This window comes from Flavobacterium kingsejongi (assembly GCF_003076475.1).
GTDB lineage: Bacteria > Bacteroidota > Bacteroidia > Flavobacteriales > Flavobacteriaceae > Flavobacterium > Flavobacterium kingsejongi.
This window is the reverse complement of the sequence record NZ_CP020919.1, coordinates 697,289-718,774: the sequence shown is the minus strand read 5'-3', so window position 1 is coordinate 718,774 and position 21,486 is coordinate 697,289. Positions and strand designations below refer to the sequence as shown.

General features: G+C 39.6%; 16 protein-coding genes and 1 tRNA gene. 10 read left to right on the top strand and 7 right to left on the bottom strand.

Annotated elements, in window-relative coordinates:
• Positions 1 to 3 precede the first annotated feature (3 nt).
• The gene (locus FK004_RS03130; protein ID WP_108735937.1) at positions 4 to 2,034 is read left to right on the top strand and encodes an ATP-binding protein; all 2,031 of its coding nucleotides are present in this window, start codon (positions 4 to 6) and stop codon (positions 2,032 to 2,034) included.
• Positions 2,035 to 2,040: 6 nt separating this feature from the next.
• The gene (locus FK004_RS03125; protein WP_227871662.1) at positions 2,041 to 2,712 is read left to right on the top strand and encodes a response regulator; all 672 of its coding nucleotides are present in this window, start codon (positions 2,041 to 2,043) and stop codon (positions 2,710 to 2,712) included.
• A gap of 371 nt (positions 2,713 to 3,083) precedes the next feature.
• Here FK004_RS03125 and thiL read toward each other — a convergent pair whose 3' ends face one another.
• The gene (thiL, locus tag FK004_RS03120; protein WP_108735935.1) at positions 3,084 to 4,133 is read right to left on the bottom strand and encodes a thiamine-phosphate kinase; all 1,050 of its coding nucleotides are present in this window, start codon (positions 4,131 to 4,133) and stop codon (positions 3,084 to 3,086) included.
• Positions 4,134 to 4,320: 187 nt separating this feature from the next.
• Here thiL and FK004_RS03115 point away from each other — a divergent pair, with 187 nt between their 5' ends.
• On the top strand, positions 4,321 to 5,196 hold the full coding sequence (locus FK004_RS03115; RefSeq protein ID WP_108735934.1) for an ABC transporter ATP-binding protein: 876 nt from the start codon (positions 4,321 to 4,323) through the stop codon (positions 5,194 to 5,196).
• A gap of 1 nt (position 5,197) precedes the next feature.
• Complete coding sequence (locus FK004_RS03110) at positions 5,198 to 8,845, top strand: ABC transporter permease/M1 family aminopeptidase (RefSeq protein WP_108735933.1); 3,648 nt, start codon at positions 5,198 to 5,200, stop codon at positions 8,843 to 8,845.
• Between the two features lie 191 nt (positions 8,846 to 9,036).
• On the opposite strand, the gene lepA is transcribed toward FK004_RS03110, so the two are convergent.
• Together lepA and FK004_RS03095 are read right to left on the bottom strand one after the other, a co-directional pair.
• On the bottom strand, positions 9,037 to 10,833 hold the full coding sequence (gene lepA / locus FK004_RS03105) for a translation elongation factor 4 (protein ID WP_108735932.1): 1,797 nt from the start codon (positions 10,831 to 10,833) through the stop codon (positions 9,037 to 9,039).
• A 301-nt stretch (positions 10,834 to 11,134) separates the two neighbouring features.
• On the bottom strand, positions 11,135 to 11,737 hold the full coding sequence (locus tag FK004_RS03095; RefSeq protein WP_157956016.1) for an outer membrane beta-barrel protein: 603 nt from the start codon (positions 11,735 to 11,737) through the stop codon (positions 11,135 to 11,137).
• Between the two features lie 329 nt (positions 11,738 to 12,066).
• On the opposite strand from FK004_RS03095, the gene FK004_RS03090 reads away from it, so the two are divergent.
• The 4 genes from FK004_RS03090 to dusB all read left to right on the top strand — a co-directional run bounded on the left by FK004_RS03090 (position 12,067) and on the right by dusB (position 16,337).
• Entirely contained in the window at positions 12,067 to 13,263 is a 1,197-nt protein-coding gene (locus tag FK004_RS03090; protein ID WP_108735929.1) for an ankyrin repeat domain-containing protein, read from the top strand.
• A gap of 11 nt (positions 13,264 to 13,274) precedes the next feature.
• Entirely contained in the window at positions 13,275 to 14,621 is a 1,347-nt protein-coding gene (locus FK004_RS03085; RefSeq protein ID WP_108735928.1) for an ankyrin repeat domain-containing protein, read from the top strand.
• Positions 14,622 to 14,726: 105 nt separating this feature from the next.
• Complete coding sequence (locus FK004_RS03080) at positions 14,727 to 15,191, top strand: GNAT family N-acetyltransferase (protein ID WP_108735927.1); 465 nt, start codon at positions 14,727 to 14,729, stop codon at positions 15,189 to 15,191.
• Positions 15,192 to 15,344: 153 nt separating this feature from the next.
• Entirely contained in the window at positions 15,345 to 16,337 is a 993-nt protein-coding gene (dusB, locus tag FK004_RS03075; protein WP_108735926.1) for a tRNA dihydrouridine synthase DusB, read from the top strand.
• 462 nt (positions 16,338 to 16,799) lie between these two features.
• On the opposite strand, the gene FK004_RS03070 is transcribed toward dusB, so the two are convergent.
• The 3 genes from FK004_RS03070 to rbfA form a co-directional block, all read right to left on the bottom strand.
• Positions 16,800 to 18,224 carry an MATE family efflux transporter gene (locus FK004_RS03070; RefSeq protein ID WP_108735925.1) on the bottom strand — a complete coding sequence of 475 codons (1,425 nt, stop codon included), beginning with the start codon at positions 18,222 to 18,224 and terminating at the stop codon, positions 16,800 to 16,802.
• Positions 18,225 to 18,367: 143 nt separating this feature from the next.
• Complete coding sequence (locus tag FK004_RS03065; RefSeq protein WP_317046965.1) at positions 18,368 to 19,531, bottom strand: ABC transporter permease; 1,164 nt, start codon at positions 19,529 to 19,531, stop codon at positions 18,368 to 18,370.
• Positions 19,532 to 19,565: 34 nt separating this feature from the next.
• A complete protein-coding gene (gene rbfA, locus FK004_RS03060; protein WP_108735923.1) occupies positions 19,566 to 19,958 on the bottom strand; it encodes a 30S ribosome-binding factor RbfA in 393 nt (130 codons plus the stop codon).
• Positions 19,959 to 20,140: 182 nt separating this feature from the next.
• Here rbfA and mce point away from each other — a divergent pair, with 182 nt between their 5' ends.
• A complete protein-coding gene (mce, locus tag FK004_RS03055) occupies positions 20,141 to 20,545 on the top strand; it encodes a methylmalonyl-CoA epimerase (protein ID WP_108738737.1) in 405 nt (134 codons plus the stop codon).
• A gap of 134 nt (positions 20,546 to 20,679) precedes the next feature.
• Positions 20,680 to 20,753: transfer RNA gene (locus FK004_RS03050), tRNA-Ile, on the top strand.
• A 93-nt stretch (positions 20,754 to 20,846) separates the two neighbouring features.
• Here FK004_RS03050 and FK004_RS03045 read toward each other — a convergent pair.
• On the bottom strand, positions 20,847 to 21,485 hold the full coding sequence (locus FK004_RS03045) for a hypothetical protein (RefSeq protein WP_108735922.1): 639 nt from the start codon (positions 21,483 to 21,485) through the stop codon (positions 20,847 to 20,849).
• Position 21,486 lies beyond the last annotated feature (1 nt).

Here is a 21,486-nt window from a genome sequence, read left to right as displayed (position 1 = left end):
ATTTTGAAAAATCCGTTTATTTTATTTACTGTTTTCTTATTGCTGTTTTCCTGTAACCAAAAAGGTGAAAAACTGGGAAATGTTACAAAAGCCAAAGACAGTCTGTCCATATACCTTGCTGTGGCCTATGATGAAACCAAAGAGGTGGAAGTACGCCGGGATAATAATTATAAAGCGTTAGATATTATCGTGGGTCAATCTAATGATTCAATGAATCGCAAGTACCTTTTTGATGTCGCCAATCGTTTTTATAATATGAATGACCTGGAAGGATATAAGGCAATTGTACAGAAGATCGAAAACAATTCCAGAAGTGCAAAAGATACCGCATCTGTAGCGAAATCGCTAAGTTATATCGGTGATTATTATGCTTATAAATCCGTAAGTGATAGTGCTTACCTCAATTATTCCAAAGCAGCTGAATTATACTCCCTGATACATGATGATTTTAATATTGGGAGGATGTACCTAAATAAAGCAATGGTGCAAACCAACGAAAGTGATCTTTTGGGAAGTGAAAGTTCAGTTTTTAAAGCCCTCAAGCATTTTAGGAACAATGAGGATGATAAAATGATCTATGAGGCCAATAATATATTGGGTGTGGTTTATAATGAGCTAAAAGAATATCCGAAGTCAATTGAATACCATCAAAAAGCGATATCGATTGCAGAAAAGGGAAAAATAGATGTTACCTACCAGGCCAAAGCTACTTCGCTGAACAATTTAGGGTTTGTCTATAAAAATATGGGCGATCATTACGAAGCTGTTGAAAAATTCAGAGAAGGGCTAAGCCAGAAAAATCTTTTCCGTGATAAAACCTTTATTTATGCGATGCTGCTGGATAATCTGGCCTATTCCAAATTTAAACTAAATGATACCCATGGACTTCCCGGGCTTTTCTACAAATCACTCCGGATAAGGGATAGTCTTAAGATCATCCCTGGGATCATTATTAATGAAATCCATCTGTCAGAATATTATGCGCATCAAAAAGATACGCTGATGGCTATGGATTTTGCAAAATCAGCTTATAAAACGGCCAAAGACAACCGGATTTATCGGGATGTACTGTTGACCTTAAAGCAACTGACTGTGATTAATAAAGCAAAAAGTGCTGATTATTCCGCGGAGTATATCGCTATTAATGACAGCCTCCAGCAGGCAGAGCGGAATGTCCGGAATAAACTTGCACGTATTGAGTTTGAGACCGATGAGCTGATTATACAAAAAGATGAACTGGTAGAGCGCAACCGTACGATTATTTATACCTCAGTAATCATTATCTTTATTGGGCTTTTGTTATTTGTCATCCGTACGCAGAATTCTAAAAATAAGGAATTATTAATGCGGCAGGATCAGCAGAAAGCCAATGAAAATATTTACAACCTCATGTTGTCACAGCAGAAAAAAATTGAAGAAGTACGGCATGCAGAGAAAACAAGGATAGCTCAGGAGCTGCACGATAGTATACTGGGGAGATTATTTGGGACACGGCTCAATCTGGATAGCCTCAATAAGAAAACCGATGAGGATTCTGTCCAGGATCGGTATAATTATATCGCACAACTGCAACATATCGAACAGGATATCCGGGAGATATCACATGATCTTTCCAATGAGAAAAATGCCATGACCAATAACTTCGTGGCTATTGTGAAAGACTTAATAAACGAACAGGAAAAATTGATTGATGCCGAAATTAATTTTAATTTAGATGCCTCTATAGAATGGGAACTGATTGATAATGATATTAAGATTAACCTGTATCGTATTTTACAGGAAGCATTCCAGAATATCAATAAATATGCGAATGCAAAACATGTGGGCATCAGTATTTTAAAAATCCGGGATGTATTGAAATTTATCATTGAAGATGATGGAGTTGGTTTTGATGCCACTAAAAAAAGCAAGGGGATTGGCCTTCGTAATATGGAGTCAAGAGTTATGAGTTTTAATGGAACTTTAAATATTATTGCTAAAAAGGGAGAAGGGACACAGTTGGAAATTCTGGTGCCTAATCCTCCTAAACACTAAATGGATATGCCAAAGAAAATTAAAATACTAATGGTGGATGACCACCCTTTTATTATTGAAGCGTATAAAAATACGCTTGCAGGATATAAGAAGGAAAAGTATGTGATGGAGATCGATCAGGCAAGCGATTGCAAATCGGGTTATGAAATTATTGCTTCCGCTTCAGACCGAAAAGAAAATTTTGATGTTGCCTTTTTAGACATCAGTATGCCATCCTGCGATGAGAAGAAAATATTCTCGGGCGAAGACCTGGCTGTTTTTATAAAAGAGAAAATGCCGGATTGTAAAGTAATTCTCCTGACAATGCACACCGAAATGCTTCGGATCAGCAATATCATTAAGAAAATCCAACCCAACGGGCTTATAATCAAGAATGATCTTACGTTTGATGAGTTGCTGAATGCCTTTGATAAAATAATGAGTGGTGAACCCTATTACAGCAAAACCGTATTTAATTTTATAAACAACTCCCTTGCCGAACTTACGTTAGATGAAATCGATCGTGAGATCATACACCATCTTTCCAATGGCGTCATGACGAAGAATATCCCGCATTATGTTGGGTTGTCATTGAGCGCTATCGAAAAAAGAAAACTTCACATGAAAGATATATTTAGCATCATTGGCTGTAATGATGAAGAGCTAATCCGGGAAGCCAAGAGCCGTGGAATGTTATAAAACAGACAAAAATAATTTTAAAATATACGAATTACGGTTTAACCGTAACCGGATAAGTAAGCTTAGGTATTAATTTAGTCAAAGAATTACCAGTATGTAGTTTCTGGGAATTAATTTGAGGTTTTATTAAACAGAATAAACCACTATGATGCAAATTATTGTTTATATCACGAAGATTGTAATCGTTAGTATAACTTTAATATATGTGGCTTGTTTTGGATAATAAATCAACGACTAAATGAAAATAAATTAAGCCTTTTTGTTTGAATTTTGAAAGCTTAACCTACTATTTTAATTTATTTGATGTTATTGCTGAAAAAACGTTAAAGAGTTCTGCCCCCAAAGAATCTTTAACGTTTTTCTTTTTTAAACTATTCCTGCTGTAAGGCATTCCACCCTCTCGCTTTCAATTGTATTTTGGTATCTGCCCTGGTAATGAGGTGTATGCCTTCACTTTCCTGTGTCATGTGTCCGATAATTGTAAAATTAGGATTGCCTTTTATTTTGTCAAAATCATCCATGGAAACCGTAAAAAGGAGTTCGTAGTCTTCGCCGCCATTGATGGCTACTGTAGTACTGTCCAGATTAAATTCCTCACAGGTATTGATTAATTGCGGATCAAGCGGTAATTTATCTTCATAGAGGTTACATCCAACACCTGATTGCTTGCAAAGGTGTATGATTTCAGAGGAAAGCCCATCAGAAATATCGATCATTGCTGTAGGCTGTATTTCTAAAGCATGCAATAATGTACGAATGTCTTTTCGTGCTTCCGGTTTCAGCTGACGCTCGATCAGGTAAGCATACCCATCAAGATCAGGCTGGTTGTTTGGATTCACCTGAAATACCTGTTTTTCCCGTTCCAAAACCTGCAATCCCATATAGGCTCCGCCGATGTCACCCGTAACAACGAGCAGGTCATTGGATTTTGCACCGTTTCGGTAGGTGATTTCATTACCATCAGCTTCTCCGATAGCAGTAATGCTAATGATAAGCCCTTTTTGCGATGAAGTAGTGTCGCCACCAATTACATCAACATTATACTCATTTGCAGCAAGCGTAATGCCTTCGAATAATTCTTCCAGGGCTTCTAACGGAAAGCGATTGGAAACAGCTACAGAAACTGTGATTTGCGTAGGATTGGCATTCATCGCATAGATATCGGAAACATTGACAACAACTGCCTTGTAGCCTAAGTGTTTTAGGGGCATGTACGAAAGGTCAAAATGAACGCCTTCGATAAGCAGGTCTGTGGAAACAACTACTTTTTTGTCTTTAAAATCCAATACGGCAGCATCATCACCAATACCTTTTAAGGTGGAAGGCTGTGTGATCTCGAAATTTTTTGTGAGGTGCTCAATAAGTCCAAATTCGCCCAAATCGGATAAACTGGTACGCTGTGGCGTTTTATCTTCTATCATACTTTCTTTTATTGTGAATACGACAAAGGTACAAAGATTCTCACAGTTGTACGGGGTCTGTAATTCTTCATTTTTCTGGTAGCTTTTGGTAGCGAAAATTTATATTTATTAAAAAAAAGTTAAAATAAATGTAACAAAATCGCCTATCTTACCACTAACTAAATAATAAACAAAACCATCATAAATTATGAAACTTAAAATACACAACTTAAGTAAAACGTATAAAAACGGTGTAAAAGCGCTGGATAATCTGGATATTGAAATTGGTGCGGGTATGTTTGGTCTGTTAGGCCCTAACGGAGCGGGGAAATCTTCCCTGATGCGTACTATAGCAACATTACAGAAGCCTGATTCAGGTACGATAGAGTTTGACGGTATTAATATATTGGAAGATAATATTGCCCTTCGTAAAGTTTTGGGATACCTGCCACAGGAATTTGGAGTTTACCCGAATATGTCGGCAGAAAATTTATTGGATTATTTCGCCCGTTTAAAAGGTATTTCTTCAAAAACGGAGCGTAAGGAAATTGTAAAAAAAGTATTGGAAGTTACCAATTTATATGACCAAAGGGGAAAAAGCGTAAGCGGTTATTCCGGGGGGATGAAACAACGTTTCGGAATTGCACAATTATTATTGAATAACCCGAAATTAATCATTGTTGATGAGCCTACAGCCGGACTGGATCCTGCAGAACGCCACCGTTTCCTGAATGTATTGCGGGAGATCGGGACTAACCATACCGTAATTTTTTCTACCCACATCGTGGATGATGTGAAAGAATTGTGTAATGAAATGGCAATCCTGAATGGCGGTAAAATCCTGGTTCAGGGTACACCAGCCCAGGCACAGGGAAATCTTAATGGCCAGATCTGGACCAAAATAGTAGAACGGGAAGATCTGGAATCCTACGAACAGAACTTCAACGTGATCTCTTCGAAATACAATGAGGATAACACGCTGAATATAAAAGTGCACAGTATGGAACAGCCGGATGCTACTTTTGTAAATGCGGTACCACAGCTTGAAGATGTATATTTTGTAGCACTAAAAAACGATCAATAATATGTTTTCGACAATATTTAACTTTGAACTGAAACGATGGTTTAAGAATCCGTCTTTCTATATTTTCCTGATCCTCTTTTTTGGGATATCACTTTTGTTTTCAGCGGTGCAATTTGGGGCTTTCGATAATGTTACGGCAGTTCGGAATACCAACGCACTGGCGAATTCTCCTATTGCGCTTAACGATTTTATCAACGGATTAAATTACCTGATTTATTTTCTGCTGCCTATTATTGTTGGGTCTTCCGTGTACCGCGATTTTCGGTATAACATGCACACAATCCTTTTTTCGTATCCTTTTACCAAAATCGATTATATCGCCGGAAAATTTTTTAGCTCCCTCCTGATTGTCATACTGATAACAGTAGCAATAGTATTAGGGATCCAGTTTGCGACGATATTGCCTTGGGTGAATCATGAATTAATAGCGCCGTTTAATGTTGTAGCCTATGCCCAGATTTATCTGATCTATGTTATTCCAAACCTCTTTTTCTTTGGTGTGCTGGTTTTTGCAGTAGTTACGATTTCAAGAAATATCTCTATTGGCTTTATTGCAGTGATCCTACTGATCTTTATCAAAGGAATGCTGGCCAGTTTTACCCGTGATATTGATAATAGGTATATTGTAGCGCTTTGGGAACCTTTTGGGGAGCAGGCAGCCAGCTATTATACAAAATACTGGACGGTATCAGAACAAAATGAAAATTTACTGCCTTTTGAAGGGGTTATTATCTACAACAGGATCATCTGGCTGACCATCTCTTTTGTGATTCTCGGACTGTTGTATAATTTTTTCTCTTTTAGCCAGACCGCACTAAGCATTGGTAGAAGCCGGAAAAATGACCGTGTGGTAAAAAATAACTTTGGCGGAATTACAAGAATTGAACTTCCTGTAGTGCATTTTAATTTTTCAGCCTGGCAAAATATCAAGACGTCCTGGAGTCTTTCCAATGTAGATTTTAAATTTATATTACGCAATTGGGCTTTTATCGCGATTGCTATTGTGGGCTTAATTATGTTATTGCTAATGTCCATTTCAGCGGGTGCCTTGTATGGTACCAAAACGTTTCCGGTAACCTGGAAAATGCTGGAGATTCCCGGGACAATGTTCAGTTTCTTTATCAATATACTGACATTCCTGTTTGCCGGAATGCTGATACATCGCGCTGATACAGCTCGTATGGGGCATTTGGTTGATGTGACGCCAATCCCAAACTGGGTATTGCTATTTTCTAAATTCATTGCATTAATCAAAATGCAGGTGACGCTATTGCTGCTGATCGTCATTGCAGGAGTGCTTATTCAGTCGTACCATGGTTATTATAATTTCGAAATCGGGCATTACCTGTTTGAATTATATGGTTTAAAGCTGATCAACTTTATAGTATGGGCTTTCCTGGCGATTATTATCCAGACACTTTTTAAGAACTATCTGTTGGGCTTCTTTGTCTTAATGATTTTGTCTATTGCCTTCCAGTTTTTACCAGAAATTGGTGTTGAACAGGGCATTTATAAATTCAATTCGGATACCGGATATATGTATTCGGACATGAACGGATACGGTAGCGAACTGAGCAGTTATTATCTGTACAAATTCTATTGGTGCCTGTTGGGGATTGTATTCTTTTGCCTGGCATTATTATTCTGGAATCGTGGTATTGTAACTTCTGCCAAAGAAAAGTTTGCGATTGCCAGAAAACGAATGAAACCGGGATTAATGGTTCCGATGCTTTTGGCTTTGGTTGGTTTTCTTGCTATTGGAGCAAAAATCTACTATGAAACCAATATTGAGAACAAAAGATACTCCCAAAAAGAAGAGGAGAAGCTGGCTTTCGATATGGAGAAAATGTATAAAAAATACGAGAAGTACCCACAGCCAAGAATTACAGATGTAAAAGTGGATCTTGATATCTATCCGGAGACACGGGATTTTAAAGTGAAGGGATCGTATATCTTAAAGAATAAAACCACACATACCATTGATTCCATATTTATTGATTATAACAGTTATAAATCCACCTTCGCATTTGACCGTCCTGCGGATTTAATCTCTCGGGATACACTGTATAATTTTAATATTTATGTGTTAAAAACACCTTTGGCACCAGGAGATTCATTGCGTTTTGACTTTGTGATGAAGAACAAGCCGAATACTCTTATTACCGATCATTCTCCGGTTATTGGAAATGGAACCTTTATCAATAATGGCATGTTTCCTTCTATTGGATATTCCGATAGCGGAGAACTTTCCGATGATGATGTGCGTAAACGTTATGGACTGAAACCAAAAGACAGGATGGCTGGTGTTAATGATAGTATCGCACGTAAGAATACTTATATTTCAAATGATGCGGACTGGATCACCTTTGAAACTACGGTAAGTACATCAGGTGACCAAACGGCAATTGCACCAGGCTATCTGGTAAAAGAATGGAAAGACAAAGGGCGTAACTATTTCCATTATAAAATGGATCAGAAAATGCTCAATTTCTATGCTTACAATTCAGCACGTTATGAAGTGAAGAAAGACAAATGGAAAGGGGTTAATATCGAAGTATATTATCAGAAAGGACATGAATACAATGTCAATCGTATGATTGATGGGGTAAAAAAATCACTTACCTATTATTCTGACAACTTCAGCCCTTACCAACACAGGCAGGCACGAATTATCGAGTTCCCAAGAACGGGTGGTAGTTTTGCACAATCGTTTGCCAATACAATCCCATTCTCGGAAGCAATTGGTTTTATTGCCGATGTAGACAGTAAAGACGAAGACGCAGTCGATTATCCTTTTTCGGTTACCTCGCATGAGATGGCACACCAATGGTGGGCACATCAGGTGATTGGAGCAAACGTACAGGGGGCGACACTGATGTCTGAAAGTTTGTCAGAATACAGTTCCTTAAAAGTACTGGAAAAACAATATGGCAAATTACAGATGCGTAAATTCCTGAAAGAAGCTTTGGATGGCTACCTGATGGGAAGAACCATCGAACGTAAAAAAGAACAGCCCCTGATGCTTAATGAAAACCAGCAATACATTCATTACAATAAAGGGTCATTGGTGCTGTATGCGCTTAGTGATTATATAGGAGAGAAGAATATGAACGATGCCCTGAAAAAATACATTGCTAAAGTGGCTTATCAGGAAGCACCGTATACCAATTCTGTAGAGTTTGTATCTTATTTAAATGAAGCTACGCCAGATTCGCTGAAATACCTGATTAAGGATATGTTCGAGACCGTTACGCTCTATCAAAACAGGGTAAAGGACTTTACATCCAAAAAACTGCCAAATGGTAAATATGAAGTGACTATTAATGCAGAGGTAAGTAAGTACCGTGCTGGTGAAAAAGGCAAACAGGTATTTAAAGATGAAAATGGTAAAACCCTGACATTTAAAGGTAAAAAGGATAAAAAAGAAATCCAGTCCTTACCATTGGCAGATTATATCGAAGTAGGTGTTTTTGGTGAGCCTACCGGAGACAGTAAAAAGGAAAAAGTGCTGTACCTCCAAAAACATAAAATTACTCAGATTGATAATACCTTTAAAATTATTGTAGACGAAAAACCAATGGAAGTAGGAATCGATCCTTACAATAAGTTAATCGATACCGATTCGAACGATAACAGAAGGAAGCAGTAATTTTTTAGGAATAGTGTTTTGTTCACTAAACCCGTAATCGCTAACGATTACGGGTTTTTTGTTGCCTTTATGGATACCTTTCTTCTTTTATGCATTGTAAAGAAAGCTGCGTACAGAGCCAAAGTCGTATAAAAGACAAACCCCTGATAGAAATACTATCAGGGGTTTGTTTATAGGGAATAATTGACGCGTTAGTCGTTCAGTTTCAGTACGGCCATAAAGGCTTCCTGTGGAATCTCAACGTTACCAACCTGGCGCATTCTTTTCTTACCTTTTTTCTGTTTCTCCAGCAATTTACGTTTACGGGAGATATCACCACCATAACATTTGGCAGTAACGTCTTTTCGCAGGGCTTTAATCGTTTCGCGGGAAATTACTTTCACACCGATAGCGGCCTGGATTGGAATGTCAAACTGTTGTCTTGGGATCAGTTCTTTTAATTTTTCACACATTTTTTTGCCAATATGGTAGGCATTGTCCGTGTGGATCAATGCTGAAAGTGCATCTACTATCTGTGCATTCAGCAGAATGTCCAGTTTTACTAAATTGGAAGTACGCAATCCGATCGGCGAATAGTCAAAAGAGGCATACCCTTTCGAAACTGTTTTCAGCCTGTCATAAAAATCAAATACAATCTCAGCCAATGGCATATCAAAAGTAAGCTCAACCCTGTCTGTTGTAAGGTAAGTCTGGTTGGTGATTACACCGCGTTTTTCAATACACAATGACATTACGTTACCCACAAAATCCGATTTGGTAATGATAGTCGCTTTGATATAAGGTTCTTCTACATGGTCCAGTTTGGAAGGTTCCGGCAAATCCGTAGGATTGTTTACAACCAGGGCCGTTTCCGGATCTTTTTTGGTATAAGCCAAATAGGAAACGTTAGGTACCGTCGTAATTACAGTCATATTGAATTCACGCTCCAAACGTTCCTGGATGATCTCCATGTGCAGCATTCCAAGGAATCCACAACGGAAACCAAAACCTAAGGCCGCAGAACTTTCCGGTAAAAAGACTAAGGAAGCATCATTCAGTTGCAGCTTCTCCATGGAATTTCTCAATTCCTCATAATCTTCCGTGTCAACAGGGTAGATTCCGGCAAATACCATCGGTTTTACATCCTCAAAACCCTGAATCATATTTTGTGTTGGCGTTTTGGCGTCGGTCAGTGTATCGCCTACTTTTACCTCACGGGCTTCTTTGATCCCGGAAATAAGGTAGCCTACATCTCCGGCACTAATAACCTGTTTTGGAGATTGCGTTAGTTTTAATGTGCCAATTTCATCCGCAAAATATTCATTTCCGGTAGCCATAAATTTAATTTTCTGGCCTTTTTTGATTTCTCCGTTTAATACCCGGAATATTACCTCAATACCACGGAAAGGATTGTAGACAGAATCAAAAATCAACGCTTGTAAAGGCTCATCTTTGCTTCCTTTTGGGGGTGGGATACGCTCGATGATAGCCGCTAATATGTCTTCCACACCCAGTCCCGTTTTACCGGAAGCAGGGATAATATCTTCCAGCTTACAGCCCAATAAGTCTACGATATCATCGCTTACTTCTTCAGGATTAGCACTTGGAAGGTCAATTTTATTTAATACAGGAATGATTTCAAGGTCATTTTCCAAAGCTAAGTACAAGTTGGAAATCGTTTGTGCCTGGATACTTTGTGCTGCATCTACGATAAGCAAAGCACCTTCACAGGCCGCGATAGAACGCGAAACTTCGTAAGAGAAATCTACGTGTCCCGGTGTATCGATAAGATTTAAGATATATTGCTCCCCTTTGTAGGTATATTCCATTTGGATGGCGTGGCTCTTAATAGTGATCCCACGTTCCCGCTCCAAATCCATATTGTCCAGTAATTGTGCTTGTTTTTCCCTGGCTGTAACCGTTTGTGTAGCATCCAGAAGTCGGTCTGCCAGTGTACTTTTACCATGGTCAATGTGTGCAATAATGCAGAAATTCCTAATATGTTTCATCTTCGTTTAATATCAATTTTAGTTGGGCGTGACCCCGGGGGTCGGGCTTTTCGCGGCAATCTTTTCTTTTTTGGATAAAAAAGAAAAGGATTTCTGCTGCAATCCCTCACGCAAGCTCCATAAAGGTAGCGAATTAATCGGCAAATATAGTTTAAAGTTTTCGTATTTCACAGTATTACAGCAGCTGCCCCAAAAAGATTTTACAGCGCGGAAAGTAGCCTGGAATAAGAAACATAAGGAACCAAAACAAAAAAGGCCTGATCGCTAAAGATCAGGCCTTTGGTGCTATAACGATATGCGCTTAGAATCTGTAGATCAGTCCTAAGTTAATATCCGTAAAGTTCAATCCCAGGTTGAAGTTGTCGGTATTGTCTACCCCATCTGTGCTTGGATTGTTGGTTCTGTAACTTAACACACCAAAAGTAGCTTCCAGTGCGAAATGTTGCGATACGAAATAGTTCACACCCGGTGCAAGTCCAATTCGGAATGCATTACTGGTGTCTTCTGTAAGCGCTTCTTGTTTAGAGTGGATATAATCCACACCCAGTTCGCCAAATACAGAGAACGTGCTTCCCGGAGTAAAATAATACCTGCCGAAAACACCAACTGAGAACTCAGTAGTTTTTACATCCGGAGCAAGTGGAACTTCTGTTTTTCCTGACATAAAGCCAAGAGCAGCACCAACAGCGATATTTTCAGTCAGAAAATAAGCAGCTTTTGGTTTTACATTAAAAGAATTCGTTTTATTATCGCCAGTAGATTCAGAGCCAATCCCGATAGAACCAGTCATGAAAACGTCGCCTTGTTTAAAGCCATTGTTGGTAATTGGCACGTTTGCATTTTCCTGAGCGTTCATGAATCCGAAAGCCATTAAGGCCATTGTAGAAAATAAAATTTTTTTCATAATTAGTAGGTTTAGAATTACACACATTAAAAAAAGCGAGAATGTTAATTTTAAACTAAAATTATACTAAAGTTGGTTTTTTTATTGGGATGTTTGCTTAGTTTGGGCAGTAATATCACGATATCTTTTGCAAATTATGAAATAGTAATTTCGGGATAAGTCCAAAAAATAGGATGCTATTGGATTTTTGCAGTAACATAAATAATGAAATGTAGAATAAAACGTTGAGATAAGAGGGAAGATGAAAGATAACGGATGCTTATTCCGTCGGTTCTCCCCTAAATTAATGTAAGTAATAACTTTTGAATAACCCCATACAATCAAACCTAATGTCAGAATCAATCAATTTAATGCAGGCCCTCAAATGGGGTCGAATCGACACTGCCCGTGAATTAATAGCAAACGGAGACAACTCCGTCAAAGGATTTCGAAAAGACGAACTGGGTTCCGTTTATGACGCGATCCTCCGAAATAAGGCATTCGAATTTATCCCACTCTTTATCGATCAGGGCATGTTGGAAACAGACCTTTATGAATACGATTCCTTTAAAAATACTTTTTTTGAAAGCCTCGTGAGGCAATTACCGGCTGATGAAGCATCACAGGCTTTTTTATCCGATTTTTTGCCCAAAGTACAAAGCCTCAATAGCGAATTGGAAGATCAGACCTTATTGGGATATGCCCTGAAAGAAGGCGCTGATATCAGCATTATCCGCGCAATCGCAGACGCAGGAGGTGACCTTAATTATAAAAATAACGCAGAACAGAATTTTATCCACCAGGTGGTGAGTAATAATGCTATGTTTGTTCGAAACGGCGATAAAGTACTGGCGCAGTTGCAATACCTGTTAGATCAGGGGCTGGATGTGGATGCCGGTGATATTGTAAAAACGACACCCCTTATGGTAGCAGTACGCAATAACAGGGCAGAAGCCATAGCACTCCTATTAAAAAATGGGGCAAATCCTAATGAGAAGGATGAAAAAGGACATTCCGCTTTTTATAAAGCAATTGCCGAATTGCGCAGCCTGGATTTGTATGAAAAGATGATGGAATATGAAACGCCGGAATTTGATGCCGTCACTGCCGAAGGGCAAACGATACTGACCGAGTTTTTACGAAGCCTAAACAGCCCTTCGGAAAAAGAATTAAAACTCCTGCAAAAAATGGTAGCCGATGGCGCCGACTTGAGGCAAACGGCACCGTATTATGACAAACAAAAATCGGCACTGGACTGGGCGGCTGAAAAACCGGTGGACATCCTCAAAACAATCCTGGATGCTGGTGATGTCGATTTGGATGCTGTAGACGAGCAGGGAAATACGCTATTGCATAAAGTCTGTGCCTTTAATCCCAACTATGATGCTAACGTGGCAAAAGAAACCTATCGCAAAGCGAAACTACTCATAGAGCGTGGTGCGGATACTACACTGGTAAACGACAAAGATGAAACCGCTTTCATGCTGGCCTCCGATGATAACCTGAAAGCCAAAACAGCCGAATTACTACTTTTAAATAAAGCATAATCTGAAAATATATGTCACTATCTTTTATTATTGCCTGTGAAAATGGCAACCGAAAAATTGCAGAACTATTATTAGCCAATAAAGAGGCCGATTTTGCCTATACGGACGAAAAAGGGCGTACAGCCTTACATTATGCCGCACACCGGGGTTATCTGGACCTGGTGAAGTTATTAGTGGCTGAAGGAGCCGATATTGATTATGAAGACCATGATGCCGAAACCCCTTTCTATTTTGCCTGCCTGCAGAAACAAAAACAAACAGCATTGTACCTCATGGAGCAAGGAGCCAATATCAACATGAACGACAAGCAGGGGAACAGCCTGCTGCATCTTACGGCACAAACCGGACAGATCGAAATCCTTCAGAAATTGCTCGAAAACGGAATAACCGTAGACTTGGAAAACAACAATGCCGAAACAGCCTTGCTTTTGGCAGCTGCCTGCAGGAATCGTGAAGTGGTACAACTACTTTTGGATCAGGGGGCAAATGTCAATACGACCAATAAAAATGGGGAAAGCCCATTGCTTTTTGCCGTGCGCTCCAAAAACCTGCCAATGACAGAATTGCTGTTGGAAAAAGGCGCAGATATCAACCACCTGAACCATGCTGGTGAAAGTGCGTTGCTCATTGCCTGCTATGAAACCAACCGCGCGATTACCAAATTGCTGATTGACAAAGGTGCTGATATTTTTGTCTCTTCCAAAGATGGGATCTCTCCAGTATGGTATGCCTGCGATAACAATCAAAAAGAAATTGTAGCCTTGTTTTTAGAAAATGGGCTCGATGTGAACCATAGCAAGCCCGTTTCCGACCGTACCGATTCGATGAGTTCCTATTTGGATTGGGTAGAGACGGCCGAAAGCCTTTCGGTGAGCAGTGGTTTTACCCTTACGGAATCCTATACTGCTGGAGGTGAAAGCCTGTTGCATGTGGCTGTGAAAAAAGGGCACCTGAGTATGGTTAAATTACTGCTGGAAAAAGACGCTTCGGTGAATATCCAGGTCGAATCCGGGAATACGCCTTTGCACTATGCCGCTGCCAATGGAAAAAAAGATGTGGTGAAATACCTGCTGGAAAATCATGCCGATACTGCCATCGTCAATGTGAAAGAACAAAAGGCAATTGATTATTCCAATATCAAAGGATTTAATGAAATTACACAACTGATACTGCAATTCAGTCCTGCAGGTACCCAGGTGGCACCGGTAGCCCCAGTTGCGGATATAGCAGCGACAGCACCTGTATCTGATATGGCGGCCAAGAAGAAAGCCCTCATGGACCTGAAAGAACTGCTGGATGCGGGCATTTTGTCCCAGGACGAATTTGATGCAGAAAAAGCGAAAGTCCTTCAAGGATAATACCGATTTTAATTTTTTTAAAAAATAACGTTCATTACTTTTACAGCACCCGGAAACTCCAATGTTTCCGGGTGTTTTTATGATGATCGCAAACCAAAAACCAATATGGAACCCATTACAATAAGAAGAGCTACGGTAGAAGATAAACCTGCTTTATTGCAGTTTGAACAGGGAATCATCAGTGCCGAACGGCCTTATGATCCGGCACTGAAAGCAGGGCCAATTAATTATTATGATTTAGGGCAAATGATTACCCATCCCGATACCGCTTTTTTTGTCGCAGTGAGCGGTGGGCAGTTGGTCGGTTGTGGGTATGGCCGTATCGAACTGTCAAAACCCATTTCCAAATATGATCGTTACCTGTATCTTGGTTTTATGTATGTTAATCCAGAGTTCAGGGGGCTTGGTATTATCCAGCGTATTATGGAGGAGATAAAGAAATGGGGGATTGCCAACGGTATCCAGGAATTGCGTTTGGAAGTATATTCCGGAAATGCTTCTGCCATCAAAGCCTATGAAAAAGCAGGATTTGAAGAACGCGTTGTGGAGATGCGTATGGAATTGAATTAGTATTTTATCTCCGGGAAGAGCAGGTCTTCATAGCTTAATTTTTTGGGAAGTTGTGCCTGCGATTGTAGAAAGGAAATGCCTATGCAAACCTTTGGAATTCAAGAGTCTTATAATCCAATCTATTTTTCGTAATTTTGCAGCAAAATGCAGTAGATGGTCAAGATAGGCAACATAGAATTACCCGATTTCCCTTTATTATTAGCCCCGATGGAAGATGTAAGCGATCCGCCTTTCCGCAGGTTGTGTAAACTTCACGGTGCAGATATGATGTATAGCGAATTTATTTCTTCCGAGGGATTGATCCGGGATGCGATGAAAAGTCGTCAGAAACTGGATATTTTTGATTATGAAAGACCTGTAGGGATTCAGATATTTGGAGGAGATGAAGAGGCGATGGCGCTTTCTGCTAAAATTGTAGAAACCGTACATCCCGATTTGGTAGATATTAATTATGGCTGTCCCGTTAAAAAGGTTGTTTGTAAAGGTGCGGGAGCTGGTGTATTGAAAGATGTAGACCTGATGGTACGCCTTACGAAAGCCGTTATCAAAAGTACTCATTTGCCTGTAACCGTAAAAACGCGCCTCGGCTGGGATGAGGATTCGATTAATATCGATGAGGTGGCCGAGCGCCTTCAGGATATTGGGGTGCAGGCACTAACAGTGCATGCCCGGACGAGGGCGCAGATGTATAAAGGCAGCGCCGACTGGACTCATATTGAGCGTGTGAAAAACAATCCACGGATCACAATGCCTATTTTTGGTAACGGTGATATTGATTCTCCCCAAAAAGCACTGGAATATAAAAACAGATTTGGCCTCGATGGGATGATGATCGGACGTGCTGCGATTGGAAATCCATGGATTTTTAATGAAATCAAGCACTATTTTAAAACCGGGGAATTATTGCCACCGCCTACTATGCAGGACAGGGTAGAAGCCACACGCAATCACCTGACCTGGTCTATGGACTGGAAGGGGGAACGCGTTGGGATCGTAGAAATGCGCCGCCATTATACCAATTACTTCAAAGGAATTCCGAATTTTAAGGAACACCGCCAGAAATTAGTAACTACAGATGATGCAGAAGGACTTTTTAAAGCACTGGATGAGATTCAGGAAGTATTTGAAAAATTCCAATTTGTATAGAAGATATTTAGGAAGAATAAAAAAGAGGCTGTTTCATAATGCATGAGACAGCCTCTTTTTTATACTATGCTCCTAATTATGGTAAGGTGTGAGTAGCGGCTTTATAGCTAAAAGTGGATCCTGCATGTTACGATGCTATTAGGCTAAAAACACTAAAATCTCTTTTTAATACTTCAGGTCACCCTTTTAATACGTCTCGAAATACTTTTAATACGTAGGCGTAGGTAGTAGAATACGTTCGGTAATCCTTTTAATACGTTGGGAACCTGTTGTAAGTATTTTGGAACCTATTTTAATACATCCAAAGCTTATTTTTAGCGCCTAAAAAGTAGGAAAGTGCCTTTTTTGGATAGTGCAAATTGGTCATGAAGCTATCGGAAATGCTGTTTAATAATTCCCTACGATATAATGTAAAGAATTAGGGTTCAAAACATACGATAGGCGCTTTCCGGAATAAAGAATTTACACTTGTATGCGTTTCCATTTTCCTTTTTTGAACAGGATATATCCTGCAATCGTGATGGCGGTTTCGGCTACCGGAATAGCAATAAAGACACCATCTTCTTTTATATTAAAATAGTTTGCCAGCACATAGGCCAACGGAATCTGAAAAAGCCAGAAACCGAAAAAATTGATATAGGTTGGCGTCCAGGTATCACCGGCACCATTAAAAGTATTGATCAATACCATACCGATCCCGTAGAAAATATATCCCAGGCTCATGATCCGGATGGCGCGCACAGCAATTTCCTGTACCAGTATGTCTTCTGTAAAGAACGATACAAATACCGTGGCCCCAACTAAAGTAAGGATCGTAATAATAACCATAAAGATCACATTGTATTTGGCCGTTTTTAGTACCGATTCTTCGGCTCTTTCAATCTGTCCGGCTCCCAGATTTTGCCCTACCAAAGTGGCTACGGCATTGCTGAGCCCCCAGGCAGGAAGTATAAAGAACATCATCAGGCGTAAGGCCGTTTGATAACCGGCAGAGCCGTGATCACCACCCGTTGTGGCGACTAAGTGTGCCAGGAAAATCCAGCTACAGGAAGCGATAACGAACTGTAAGATACCAGGCGCTGCTACAACAATAATCGCTTTCATTTGTTGGAAGTCCGGTTTGAGGTGTGCTACGGTAATTTTGAGCGTATTTCCCACATTAAATAAATGGTACAACTGATAGCAAACCCCAATGCCACGTCCTATCGTAGTGGCAATTGCGGCGCCTTCAAGGCCAAATGCCGGAATGGGACCCCAGCCGTTGATAAATATGGGGCATAATATAATGTTACAGATATTGGCAATCCAAAGGCTTTTCATGGCGATGGCGGCATTACCCGCACCACGGAAGATTCCATTGATCAGGAATAACAGCATAATAAAAATACTGCTTCCCATCATGATACGCATAAAGTTGGTGCCGTAGGCTGCTGCATCGGAAGAAGCCCCCATGAGAAGGAGGATATCGGTACCAAAGACATAGCCAACGATGCTGAGTAGTAAAGTAATGGCTACAGCAATCAGGATGGCCTGGATTCCTGCTTTTCCTGCAGCTTCCGGATTTTTCTCTCCAATTCTCCGGGCTACAATCGCTGTGGCGGCCATGCTCATTCCAACTGCAAGGGAATAGGTGATGGTCAGTACCGATTCGGTCAATCCTACTGCTTGTATGGCATAACTGCTGTCTTCAAGGTGGCCAACAAAATAAAGGTCTACCAATGCAAACACGGATTCCATCATCATTTCGAGCATCATCGGGATGGCCAGTAAAATCACGGACCGCCTGATACTACCCGTGGTATAGTCAATTTCCTTTCCTTGTAAAGATTGTTTGATTAGTGCGAATATTGCAGCAATTTTTCCCTGCTTTTGTTGCGTTTCAGTCATGTGATGGTGGTATAATAATGGGTAATCGGGAACGTACACTATTCCTATAGGGGATTAGGAATCAATGGTGTATGGAACTTTAGTAATTCTAAAGCGTTCTGTAATAATCCGGGTTTAGTACTTAGGAAAGCAAATATATAATTTTATTCCAAAAGCTTTTTAGAAATACGCGAAGAAGCAATTTTAGAAGCGATAAATCCCAGTATCATAATCGTTGCCAATACAATAAAAATGTTCTGAATGGAGAATGCAACCGGATAGGCTAAATTGTCCGTAATCATAAACATTTGGAATTTAAGCTGTAAAATCACCAGCATGATCCCGATAAAAAGCCCGATAAAACAGCCGGTAAGCGTTAATAAAGTGCCTTGCAGCAGAAATATCCTGCGCAGCTCCCGAATTTCGGCACCAAGGCTTGCTAAGGTTTTTAAATTGCTTTTCTTGTCCAGGATCATCATGATAATAGCACCAATCAGCGTAAATAACGTCATGATAATGATGAGGGTCAGGATGAGGTACACTGCAATAAATTCCGTGTTTAGCATCCGGTACAGGGCATCATTGAGTTGTGCTCTTGTTTTTACATCCGTTTTCGGCCCGAATAGCTTTTGCAGTTCCGACATGACACTGTCTTCGGAAATATTAGGTTTTAGCTTGATCTCAAGGCCGGAAATGGTATTCGGTTGGAATTCCATAAGATGTTGCACCAAATCCAGGTCGGCAAAAACATATTTGGAGTCGTAATCTTCATTGATGGAATAAAATCCTGTAGGGCGCAGGCTGGCTTTGGTGAATGCCTTGTCTGGATCATCAATTTGGCCTTTGCCGGGTTTTGGGATAAAAACTTCCAGCGGAATTTCAAAGTTATAGAGTTGTATGGAAAGCTTATCGCTGGTGCCAAAGCCCATAACCACCTGGTTGGAATTTGGAACTACCCATTGTCCTGCTACTTTTTCTTTGATCGGATTGACATAGATGTAATTGCTGTCGATTCCTTTGAGGTAGGTGACCTGTTGTTTGCCGTCATAAGAAAACAGCACCCGTTCTTCGATGATCCGGCTGTAATAAGCAATGCCTGGCATTTTTTTCAGGGCTTGCTCCTGTTCCGGTGTCATCGTTATGGTTTTGCCAACGATACTCGTTACTTTGAGGTCAGGGTCAAAATTATTCGTAAAGGAAAGGCTGAATTCCTTTAATCCGCTAAAAGCAGAAATTACCACAAACATAGTCGCTGCTCCTACGATAATACTGGCAGAAGTGATTCCGGTAATAAAATTGATTGCACTGCTTTTGCTGAGTGTAAACAAATACCGACGCGCTATGTAAAAGGCAAAATTCAATCTAAAATTTCTTGCGTTTGTCTAATAAATCACGGTTTTCGATAGGATTTTCTTTACCGGCAAGCGCATCGTCAATCTTAGCGATATAATCCAAAGAATCATCAATGTAAAAAGATAAATTCGGCACTTTACGCAGTTGTAGTTTTACCCTTTGGGATAAATCATGTTTGATTAGTGGGCTATTCGAACGCACAGCAGCCAGTATTTCCGGTGCTTTTTCCTGAGGAAATACGCTGAGGTATACTTTTGCTATGGATAAATCGGTAGTTACGCTTACTTTAGAAACGGAAATAATTAAATTAGAAATCCCATTTTTTCGTACTTCACCCTGCAGAATGTCAACCAAATCTTTTTGGATCACTCCGCCTATTTTTTTCTGTCTGTTTGTTTCCATTTGGCAAAAATACTACTTTTTTAAGTTTTAAAATCGCAAACTTTCTGCGTCAGCACGTTTTTTTTGGCGCAATCTCTATATTTGCAGCAGTAGATCAGGGCCATGGCGCTAAAATGATCATTTTCGTGCTGCTGCCAATACTACTAAAAATATACTTTTACGATCCTAATTATACGCTATACATGAGAAAAATCGAACATATCGGAATTGCAGTGAAAGACCTTGAAGTATCCAACCTGGTTTTTGAAAAACTTTTCGGTGCTCCGGCCTACAAATCGGAAGAAGTAGCCAGTGAAGGGGTGAAAACTTCTTTTTTCAGAAACGGCCCCAACAAGATAGAATTGCTGGAAGCCACCACATCCGACAGCCCGATTGCAAAATTCATTGACAAAAAAGGGGAAGGCATTCATCATATTGCTTTTGATGTGGAAGACATTGTAGCCGAAATCGCCCGATTGCAGGGGGAAGGATTTGTAGTGCTGAATGAAACTCCTAAAAAAGGAGCTGACAACAAACTCGTCGCTTTCCTGCATCCCAAGGGAACCAATGGCGTTTTGATCGAGTTGTGCCAGGAAATCCAGGAATAGATTTTATAGTATGGAATGATTAAAAATCAGTTGATTATACTTTTACAGCTTTTGAATTGGTGCATGCTTATAAAATCTGTCGAAAAAGATTTGCAAAAAACAAAAATTAGTGGTAATATTGCAACCTCTAAACCGGTCCTATAGCTCAGCTGGTTAGAGCACCTGACTCATAATCAGGTGGTCCCTGGTTCGAGCCCAGGTGGGACCACAGAAAACCCTTGATAGTCGCTGATTGTCAAGGGTTTTTCTTTTTTAGGAGATAATAAGGGTGGGTGATTTTTAATGTTAAGATTGGCCTTTTTCAATGTTTATTCCTGGCAAGGTTTGCTTTATACGCTGCATTATCTTTTATTCTATTTGGATTATGTTTAAAAGCATAATTTAAAAATTCATTAAATGGTTTCAAACCTACTTTGTCTAGTTTCTTATTTTGTAAGTTAAGTTGCAATTGCGTTAAAAATTCTATTTTTTTGGAATTTTCATTATTATTATCTTTTAAAAATTCAAAAAAGTTATGTGGATGTTTAAAACCGAAGCTTTCACCTAATTGTTTTGTTGTTTGCTCGCTTTCCCAGATATAATAACTCATTTTTTTCCAATTAAAAAGAATTCGATGAAATGCAATATTAACTGCATCATTGTCGCCAAGCTCATAATAAAGTACTACCATTAACGAATCCTTGTAACTTTTAATGTTTGGTGCGTTTTTAAGAAGTATTTTATTAAAGGTATTTTTGTCAATTTTGATTTTAAAATCGGCATCCAAATATTGATACTTTCTATTGACGAAATCAATCGTTTTTAAACTGTCGATTTTTTTTTGTTTTGCATTTAAGAAAATTTGTAGACTGTCAGTTCTTTGAATATTGGGTTTTTGTTCATTTTGAGAATATAACACTGCTTGAACAAGCAGTGTTATAATAATAAGTGATATTTTCATA